Consider the following 6,512-nt stretch of genomic DNA (forward strand, 5'->3'; position numbering starts at 1 on the left):
ATTGCGATCATTGTTAGTTATTTATTGACATAAATTGTAAAATATGGTAACATTAAGTCTTTAACCAGGTGTTTTATTGATATTAAGTTAAATTGTTAAGTAATAATTGAGGAATTCTGGTATAAAATCACACTGGCATTGTAGCTCATCAACCATTTACAGTTGGCAAACTATATAATAGAAAAAAAAACTATGAAAATTCTACTTGCAGAGAATTCAGGTAAGCATCAAATCCAATTACCAGACCCCGCTAATGAATCAGAGATGGCAGATCAAATGCAACAAATGAGTTTGATGATTGCCGAATCCCTACATGAAGAAGGTCAAAATCAGGAGAATTCTAGTATGAATATATCAGCTGTAACTATCCCAGTACCAGAAAATCAACAAGATATAGATGATGCAGTGGGATCATTATTTAAGCAAATGTCTCGTTATCCTCTTCTGAGTCAAAAAGAAGAAATAGAATTAGCCAGGCAAATCCAAGAATTAGTCATATTTGAACAACTGCCAGAGAAATTGGCAAATGACTTAGGGCGACTGCCTACAAAAGATGAAGTAGCAGCAGCCGCAGGTTTGACAGAAGTACAACTAGAGCATCGCCTACATCAATGTCGGGCTGCCAAACGTCGAATGATTAGCTCCAACCTCCGTCTAGTAGTTTCTATTGCAAAGCGTTATCTAAATCGAGGAGTACCTTTTCTAGACTTGATTCAAGAAGGAGCATTAGGACTAAATCGTGCCACAGAAAAATTTGATCCAGAGAAGGGTTATAAATTTTCTACTTACGCCTATTGGTGGATTCGTCAAGGAATAACACGCACCATTGCTAATCAAGGACGTACTATTCGTCTACCAGTTCACGTAGTTGAACAGATTAACAAACTTAAACGAGTTTACCGCGACCTAAGACGCAATTTAAACCGTCTTCCCAGTGACACAGAAATTGCTCAAGAGCTAGAAATTTCTCTCCCACAACTGCGTAACCTCCAGCAAATTCGTCGGAAAACTCTCTCTCTCAATCATCGTTTGGGTACTGACGAAAATACTGAACTGTTAGACTTCTTAGAAGATAATGAAAATAGTACTCCCGAAGCTCAAATGAATGATATGATGATGCGCCAGGATATCTTGGAGGTATTAAATCATGTGTTAAGCGATCGCGAGCAAGATGTCATTACTCTTCGCTATGGTTTAATCACAGGAGAACCTCATACTTTAGATGAAGTTAGTCGGATGATTAATCTTTCCCGGGAACGAGTACGGCAAATTCAAGCCAAAGCAATGCGAAAGTTACGTCGCCCCCAAGTGGCTGAACGTTTAAAAGGATGGTTAAATCGTTTTTGATCAAATAAATTTAAGATAATAGTAGTTAAATTATGTCCCTGGATGAACTAAACCTGCGTGCTGCCACGCCAGCAGATGTACCTGTGCTGTTTGAGTTAATTAAGGCCCTAGCTGAGTATGAAAAATTATCTCATGCTGTTACAGGTAATCTTGCTTCCTTAGAAGCTCATTTATTTGGAGAACCTGGTAGCGATGGGTCTAATTATCGTCCTATTGCTGAAGCTATTATTGCCGAATTGGCAGGCCAACCTGTTGGTTTTTCTTTATTCTTTCATAACTATTCAACTTTTCTGACCCAACCCGGAATTTATATAGAAGATTTATTTGTGTTACCTGAGTATAGGGGGCGGGGTATAGGGAAACGACTGGTAAGTTATGTAGCAGAGTTGGCAGTATCCCGAAACTGTGGGCGTTTGGAGTGGAGTGTTTTAGATTGGAATGAACCGGCGATCGAATTTTATCAACATATTGGTGCGTCAATTTTAGATGAGTGGCGTATATGTCGTGTTACTGATAATTCTCTGAGCAGTTTAGCATCTGGACAGCAATTATAGGTGAATTGTCCCGACGCTGATGCTATCGCATACAGCACGGGCTTCCTATCCAACAGAATGCCTCTGGGCGATAGGCTTGATCCCGCCTCTCACAGGTCAAAATTCGTAGTCCCTCATCTCTGAGGTTAATTGCAGCGTTAACATCTCTGTCGTGTGTTGTTTGGCAGTTTTCGCAAGTCCATTGCCTAACATCAAGAGGTAGGCTTTCAACTTGATTTAAGCAAACATGACAAGTCTTGGAACTGGGAAAGAACCTGTCTACTTCTTGATAAACCTTGCCTTCATTTTCTGCTTTATACTTAAGCATAGTCATAAACATTTCCCATCCAACTTGTCCTATTGCTTTAGCCAGACAATGGTTTTGCATCATTCCTTTTACGTTAAGATTTTCAGTTACTATGACTTAGTTTTCGTCAACTATCCTACGCGATGGCTTGTCTAAAAAATCTTTACGACAGTTAGTTATCTTAAGATGGACTCTAGCAACTTTTTTTCTGGCTTTGTTGGGGTTGTTAGAGCCTTTTTGCTTTCTGGATAATTGCTGTTGCTTCCGTTTTAATTTCCGTTCATGCAAGTTTTAAGAATTTTGGGTTATCATATTTAGAGCCGTCACTGGTAATAGCAATGCTAGGAGTCAATCCTACATCAACACTCACCGCTTTATCTTCTGTGGTTAACTCTGGTTTTTCTTGTGGAACCTCAAACAATACAGAAGCAAAATGTTGATTGCAGCAGTTTTTAGATACAGTAACGGTTTTGATTTTACCCTCAATAAGTCTATGAATAATAGCCTTAACTTCTCCTATTTTTGGAAGTTTTAAGCTGTTTTTAAAAGCAGTAACATTTTGAGGGTATTGAATAGATTGCCTACTGTGTTTTGCTTTAAACCAGGGGTATTTAGCTTGTTTCTCAAAGAAATTGTTAAAAGCAACACCTAGATTTAAACAGACTTGTTGTAGGCATTGAGAATAAGTTAGCTTTAACCATTCATGCTCTTTTTTAAGGCCAGGTATGAGTTTTTTTCACTTCATAACCTGACAAACCTTTACCAGTGTCTTTGTATGTTTCGTTCATCAAGTTTAGACAGTAATTCCATAGCCAACGACAATTACCAAAGCTTTGCTCTAGCAATTGTTTTTGTTTTGTATTTGGATCTAATCTGGCTTTGATGACCCGCAATATTTTAGAGTGAATTTAATTTCCCATAAACTATAGTAGCAAATAAAAAATAGTTTGTCAACTTTCGGGGCATCGAACCCCTCACTTGAACCGACTCTCATACCGACGCTGACCTGAGTAAAAGGCGTAGCTCTCCCGTCGATAAGCTAAATCTATTTAACTTGACTATTGTTAACAAAATAGGTGAATATGTAGAAACAGATTTTAAATACAGCACTGACACGGATCGGTAATCCTGCATCCTAATGGTATATTGGGACTACAACTCCTAGTACAGGAGTAAGATGCTCCTACAGCCTATACCATAACCAAAATAATTACAAAGCACCACGGCCCAAACGGGAACTCATAAACCCAGTTTTTTTATAGATGTCGATCATTCAAACTAAGGATTTATCCTACCAACTGGGTTTTTTTGCGTAAGTCCTAAAATATATCGTGAGGTTATTAACTATGATTATTTGGGTAAATGAACAGATAGATCCCAATGGTATTATCTACTCTTGTATTGCCTGTTGTGACAAACAGCAAGCCCAAGAATGCCATGAATCTTTTGAAAATAATTTAACTGATACTCAAAAGGAACAAGGATGGAAAGCTACACTGCGAATTGTTGAGTCTTGGGATGAAGTGCCTGTAAGTGCCTTAAAATTGAATTAAAAGTTCAAATTTCGATCGGTGCTTTCTTTCCTATGAGCCAAAACATGATTGAGCTATACGAACCACTCAATATTCCCAAAGCTATTGATGAAGATATTTGGATTGTTGATGGCCCTATTGTCAGAATGGCAATGTATGGAATACATATTCCATTTCCTACACGCATGACTATTGTACGATTGAACAATAATGAGTTATGGTGTCATTCTCCCATAGAGTTAGTCCCAGAATTAAAAGAAAGAATTGATGCTTTGGGTTTAGTTCGTCACTTAATTTCACCAAACAAAATCCATTATGCTCATATTGGCAGTTGGGCAAAAGCTTATCCAGAAGCTATTGCATGGGGATCTCCAGGAGTTGTAGAACGTGCAGCACAACAAAAAATTGAAGTGACTTTTCATGCTTTTCTTGATGATGAAGCACCAATTGACTGGTCGGAGGAGATTGATCAATTAGTTTTTCGAGGTAGTAGGTTTATGGATGAAGTTGTTTTTTTTCACCGCAAAAGTTATACAGTTATTCTGGCAGATTTAATTGAAAATTTTGAGCTTAATAAAGTTAGTAAAAATTTTCATTTATTGATAAAGTTAGCTGGTTGTGCTGCTCCAAATGGTAAAGTACCACTGGATTTACGAACAACATTTTGGGGAAGAAAAAATCAAGGGCGTGCTTGTTTAGAAAAAATGTTAAAATGGGAAGCTAAAAAAATTATTTTATCCCACGGAAAATGCTATGAAGAAAATGGTAATGCAGAATTAATCAGAGCTTTTGCTTGGCTAGGAAAAGGCTAGATTCTAAAAATAAATTATTAGAAAAAGCTAGACATAATTATATAGATAAATTAGATACTATAAAATTAGATACTATAAAATTTTTGATTGACTAGCTATAAGTATTTTGTTTGACTAATTCTGCTTCCTTAATGGTAGATAGAAACAACCAATGCCTAGTACGGGAGCAAGATGCTCCCACTATTGTCTTAACAAAAATAATTACAATGCACTACCACCTTGTCTGAATTCGAGATGAAAAATTTACTTTTAACTTTTAACTAGCTATTAGCTTTCAGCATTTAGCTATCAGCTAAAAATCGGAGGGTTTAAGTCCTCCACAAGAGTTTGAAAAATTAGTGGTGCCCTTTTTTGGGGGTTTTAATCCCCCCATTATACACCGTGAAAAGCTGATTGCTGTTAGCGTTAGCGTTAGCGAAGCTCCTCTGCAAGAGGCAGCTCCTCTGCAAGAGGCAGCTCCTCTGCAAGAGGCAGCTCCTCCGCAAGAGGCAGCTCCTCTGTTAGCGCAGCTCCTCCGCAGGAGGCAAGAGGTTTGCTGAGTGCTGAGTGCTGCTTCAACTTTTGACTTTTGACTTTTGACTTCCGCAAAGCGGTTAACTTAACTAAAAATGGCAATTACAACTAGACAATTAATTCAATGGAAACAAAAAGGTCGCCCAATAGTAGCTCTGACAGCTTATGATTATACGATCGCTCAAATTGTAGACAATGCTGGAGTAGATTTAATCCTAGTAGGAGATTCTCTGGGAATGGTAACTTTAGGTTATGAAACAACTTTACCTGTCACCCTTGATGAAATGATTCATCATGCTAAAGCAGTGCGACGAGGTGTGAAGCAAGCTTTGATAGTGGTAGATTTACCATTTTTAACTTATCAGGAAAGTCCCCAACAAGCCATACATTCCGCAGGGAGAATACTCAAAGAAACAGGCGCTCAAGCTGTAAAGTTAGAAGGCGGCAATGAAGCGATCGCTCAAACTGTAAATAAATTAACATCAGTGGGTATTCCTGTTATGGGTCATATTGGTCTAACTCCCCAGTCTGTGCATCAATTTGGAGGTTATCGCCAACAAGGCAAAACTCCTGATGCTAGTGCCCGTATTTTAGCAGAAGCTGTAGCTTTGGAACAAGCTGGTGCTTTTGCTATTATCCTAGAACATATTGGAGTAGATTTAGCCAAAGAGATTACAGAAAAAGTTTCTATTCCTACTATTGGTATTGGTGCAGGTGTCTATTGTGATGGTCAGGTATTAGTGATTAATGATGTTTTAGGAATTTCTGATTGGCAGCCACCCTTTGCTAAATCTTATGTTAACTTGCGAGAGAGTATTACTCAAGCAGTTAAGGAATATAGTTTGGAAGTTAAGGAAAGAAAATTTCCTCAACCACCATCTTGATAATGGAAGTCAGAAGTCAGAAGTCAGAAGTTTAACAGTAGATTTCATCTCAGCATCGATCTGTTTGGGAAATTCTAACAAACTTCTAATAATTCTGGTGTAAACATCATTTTCCATCCTAAACGTAAAAATTCCATAATGCGATCGCATGGGGAACATTCTGGTTGTTCAATGTTGTGAGATGTTTCCCAAGTTACAGCAATTTGATTATATGCGTATGTTTCCATATTTGATAATTCCCGAATTTAACTCTATAAATTTCTAATTCATGTTTTTATCCTACTAAACCGGAAAGCTGAAAAAGGTTAACATTACCTCTCTTCTATCACTCTGGCAAAACCCTTGTGATTTATAAGAAACTGTTTGTAAACTCATAAAAACCTCTCTCCAAACCTCTCTCCTACGAGGAGAGAGGCTTTGAAACCCCCATTCCCTCGTAGGGAAGGGGGGCAGGGGGGTTAGGTTTTTAGGATTCATCGGTTCCATGCAGCACTTCTCAAACAGTTTCTAAGCTCTATAACTCTTTCCGCCCCCTGGGGATATGATGCACCACCAAAGCGGGGCGGGTTTCACCGGAAGACGTA

The 6,512-nt window shown here is 38.2% G+C and carries 10 protein-coding genes; 5 read left to right on the forward strand and 5 right to left on the reverse strand.

Annotation, left to right across the window (positions count from 1 at the left end; translation table 11 throughout):
* The first annotated feature begins 192 nt into the window (after window positions 1-192).
* Together ACP6PM_RS36215 and ACP6PM_RS36220 are read left to right on the forward strand one after the other, a co-directional pair.
* A complete protein-coding gene (locus ACP6PM_RS36215; protein ID WP_426591724.1) occupies window positions 193-1,347 on the forward strand; it encodes an RNA polymerase sigma factor, RpoD/SigA family in 1,155 nt (384 codons plus the stop codon).
* A gap of 32 nt (window positions 1,348-1,379) precedes the next feature.
* The gene (locus tag ACP6PM_RS36220) at window positions 1,380-1,901 is read left to right on the forward strand and encodes a GNAT family N-acetyltransferase (RefSeq protein ID WP_426591726.1); all 522 of its coding nucleotides are present in this window, start codon (window positions 1,380-1,382) and stop codon (window positions 1,899-1,901) included.
* 22 nt (window positions 1,902-1,923) lie between these two features.
* Here the strand turns inward: ACP6PM_RS36220 and ACP6PM_RS36225 are convergent, their stop codons facing one another.
* The 4 genes from ACP6PM_RS36225 to ACP6PM_RS36240 form a co-directional block, all read right to left on the reverse strand.
* Window positions 1,924-2,271 carry a zinc ribbon domain-containing protein gene (locus ACP6PM_RS36225; RefSeq protein WP_426591727.1) on the reverse strand — a complete coding sequence of 116 codons (348 nt, stop codon included), beginning with the start codon at window positions 2,269-2,271 and terminating at the stop codon, window positions 1,924-1,926.
* Window positions 2,272-2,304: 33 nt separating this feature from the next.
* Complete coding sequence (locus ACP6PM_RS36230) at window positions 2,305-2,475, reverse strand: transposase (RefSeq protein ID WP_426591728.1); 171 nt, start codon at window positions 2,473-2,475, stop codon at window positions 2,305-2,307.
* Entirely contained in the window at window positions 2,468-2,608 is a 141-nt protein-coding gene (locus ACP6PM_RS36235; protein WP_426591729.1) for a hypothetical protein, read from the reverse strand. The genes ACP6PM_RS36230 and ACP6PM_RS36235 overlap by 8 nt, the downstream gene beginning before the upstream one ends.
* Before the next feature lie 292 nt (window positions 2,609-2,900).
* Window positions 2,901-3,080, reverse strand: coding sequence for a helix-turn-helix domain-containing protein (locus ACP6PM_RS36240; protein WP_426591730.1), 180 nt, complete (start codon window positions 3,078-3,080; stop codon window positions 2,901-2,903).
* A gap of 453 nt (window positions 3,081-3,533) precedes the next feature.
* Between ACP6PM_RS36240 and ACP6PM_RS36245 the strand changes: the two genes are divergently transcribed.
* The 3 genes from ACP6PM_RS36245 to panB all read left to right on the forward strand — a co-directional run bounded on the left by ACP6PM_RS36245 (window position 3,534) and on the right by panB (window position 5,928).
* Window positions 3,534-3,740 (forward strand): glycogen debranching protein, encoded by a 207-nt coding sequence (locus ACP6PM_RS36245; protein ID WP_426591731.1) that lies wholly within the window; start codon window positions 3,534-3,536, stop codon window positions 3,738-3,740.
* A gap of 32 nt (window positions 3,741-3,772) precedes the next feature.
* Window positions 3,773-4,531, forward strand: a complete 759-nt coding sequence (locus ACP6PM_RS36250; protein WP_426591732.1) for a DUF4336 domain-containing protein — start codon at window positions 3,773-3,775, stop codon at window positions 4,529-4,531.
* A 608-nt stretch (window positions 4,532-5,139) separates the two neighbouring features.
* Entirely contained in the window at window positions 5,140-5,928 is a 789-nt protein-coding gene (gene panB / locus ACP6PM_RS36255) for a 3-methyl-2-oxobutanoate hydroxymethyltransferase (RefSeq protein WP_426591733.1), read from the forward strand.
* 74 nt (window positions 5,929-6,002) lie between these two features.
* Here the strand turns inward: panB and ACP6PM_RS36260 are convergent, their stop codons facing one another.
* The gene (locus ACP6PM_RS36260; protein ID WP_426591734.1) at window positions 6,003-6,155 is read right to left on the reverse strand and encodes a hypothetical protein; all 153 of its coding nucleotides are present in this window, start codon (window positions 6,153-6,155) and stop codon (window positions 6,003-6,005) included.
* Window positions 6,156-6,512 lie beyond the last annotated feature (357 nt).

This window comes from Dapis brunnea BLCC-M229 (assembly GCF_050015995.1).
In the GTDB taxonomy this organism is placed as follows: domain Bacteria; phylum Cyanobacteriota; class Cyanobacteriia; order Cyanobacteriales; family Microcoleaceae; genus Trichodesmium.